At 49.6% G+C, this 2,292-nt stretch carries 2 protein-coding genes; both read right to left on the minus strand.

The window, feature by feature from the left end; translation table 11 throughout:
* A partial coding sequence (locus AX760_RS26600; protein WP_139276437.1) for a DUF262 domain-containing protein occupies window positions 1–673 on the minus strand: 673 nt, incomplete at its 3' end.
* A gap of 222 nt (window positions 674–895) precedes the next feature.
* Window positions 896–2,115, minus strand: a protein-coding gene (locus tag AX760_RS03590; RefSeq protein WP_139275935.1) for an IS3 family transposase whose coding sequence is annotated in 2 segments (ribosomal slippage) — window positions 896–1,773 and window positions 1,773–2,115 — 1,221 coding nt in all. Because the reading frame shifts where the segments join, the coding sequence is not laid out codon by codon here.
* Window positions 2,116–2,292 lie beyond the last annotated feature (177 nt).

A 2,292-nucleotide genomic window follows, 5' to 3' on the forward strand; every position in this document is an offset into this window, starting at 1 on the left:
CTCTTAAGTTGTTCTTGTATTCATCGATACTTTCTCTAAATGCAAAAAAACGTAGAACTTGCTCTTCGCTTTCGCGACTATCTTTAACTTTTTCACCATTCTGCCCCATCCCAAAATTTTTAATTTCGTCAATGCCGGCGATCTCGAAGAGGAGTTCGTCCAATGTTCCAGGATAAAGTGCGTGCCTAATTTCCTGATCAGACAGCTTAACCGCGCCTTGGTTTAGTCGAGAAAAAATTTCTCTTATTAACTTCTTTGGATTTTCCTTTCGCAACACAATACAGCGTATAGTTGTTGCTTCAAGTTCAGCTTTCAGATTTCCAATCTCCGAAAATTTTTTACCTTCCAGCTCCTTAAACGTTGTTAGACCTTCCAAAGGAAACTCATTATTAAAAAACTTCATTATTGTTGTTATTCTCTGAACGCCATCAATGACTATGTGGCGAGATTGCTCATCCTCTGCGAAATAGCATGACGGAAGAGGAATTCGCATAAGGCACGATTCAATGAATTTAGATGATCTAACCCACCCTTCTTTGTCCCATTTGTAGGCGCGCTGAAAATCAGGATTTAGAATTAATTTTTTTGAGGCAACTCGAGAAACAAGTGTCTCGAATGGGTAGTCAATAGGAAAAAGATTTAGGGTTTTTCCGCCGTCCGCAAAGCCATCCATCAAACAAAGCCTCTTTCGATTCTAATTCGTTTAAGGCTTACCAGAGATTGCAGAAGCTAACGATGATATTTTCTGAAAGGGGCAAGTTTCTTTCCCTATTCGACATAAACACACTTCCCTGTAAAGACGGGCATGAGCGCTTCACCTAACACATCTGTCGTCCCTACCTGCAATTCAATGTTTCAGCATTATGTGGAGTTGCCCCATAAAAACCGGACAGGATCAGATTTCTGTTTGACGGTTTAAGAACTCGCGCGGAGACCGATATCCCAAAGCCTTGTGCGGGTGAAGCATGTTGTAATGCTCGAACCACAATGGCAGTTGGGCGATGACGGTTTCGGCGTTCGGAATTGGGTTGACCGAGACGTAGTCGCGCTTGAATGTTTTGACGAAGGCTTCGGCCATTCCGTTGGACTGAGGGCTGCGGACCGGCGTCGTGCAAGGCTCCATCCCGATATCCCGCAGCAGCGATTTCGTGTCTGCCGCAATAAAACATGATCCATTGTCGGTCAGCCATTCAATGGGCTTGGGAAGGGTATTGATACGGCCGAAGCGGTTCTCGACGGCGGTGATGACAAGGTCCTGAACATCCTCGCTCTTGATGCCTTCAGTGGTGGCGACATGGGCAATGGCCTCGCGGTCGCAGCAGTCGAGCGCAAAGGCCACGCGGACCTTTTCCTTGTTGTCGCAACCGATTTCGAAACCGTCCGAGCACCAACGCAGGTTCGAGTGCTCCACGGCAACACGACCATCGTGACGGCGGCTATCAACGGCACCTGTATGGCGTTGGAGAAGCAGGCCATGCACCTTCATCACCCGATAAACGCGTTTGGCGTTCGGCCATGGACGGCTCTCGCTGCGGGCTTTACGTCGCAAGATCGCATGAACCCGGCGATATCCATAGGTCGGCATCTCGGAGATGATCGCTTTGATTTCATCGACGAGCTCATCATCCGCGAGCGGCGGCCGACCACGGGCTTTGGAGGAATGCTGTTTCACGCGCTCTGCCATGTTGGACCGGGCGACACCAAAAGTCTCGCACACAGCCGTCATCGGGAACTTCCCCTCGGCAATGACAGCGAGCGCAACAGGTGTTTTTTTGGGCCGGTGGCAATCTCAAGCGCCTCTTTGAGAATCTCGCCTTCCATCGTCTTCTTGCCGAGCAAACGCTGCAGTTCTTTGACCTGGTTCTGAAGGGCACGATATTCGGACGCCGGAACGACATCTTCTTCGGCAGCAGTTGCCGTCAGAGCCCCTTGGGTGGCAAGCTTACGCCAGGTAAACAACTGGTTCGGCTGAATGCCGTAACGCCGAGCAACGATGCTGACGGTCGCGTCCGGCTCATATGTCTCTTGGATGATCGCAAGCTTCTCTGCCGTCGACCAGCGACGGCGGCGCTCAGGGCCTGACAGGACTTCTATCTTTCGGCTGTGACTGGTCATAATGGGCACATTACCTCGCACACTTATCAAGTGGGAGATCGTGTCCGGAGATTTATGGGGCCATTACATTATGAAAAACGGGGACGCCTTCAACATATGAAACCGTATCTTTCCGATCTCTTCTGGTTAGAACATTCATAAGAACAACATCTTACCCAGTAACTTCGCATCAAACAC

This window comes from Pararhizobium antarcticum, assembly GCF_001885585.1.
Lineage (GTDB): Bacteria > Pseudomonadota > Alphaproteobacteria > Rhizobiales > Rhizobiaceae > Pararhizobium > Pararhizobium antarcticum.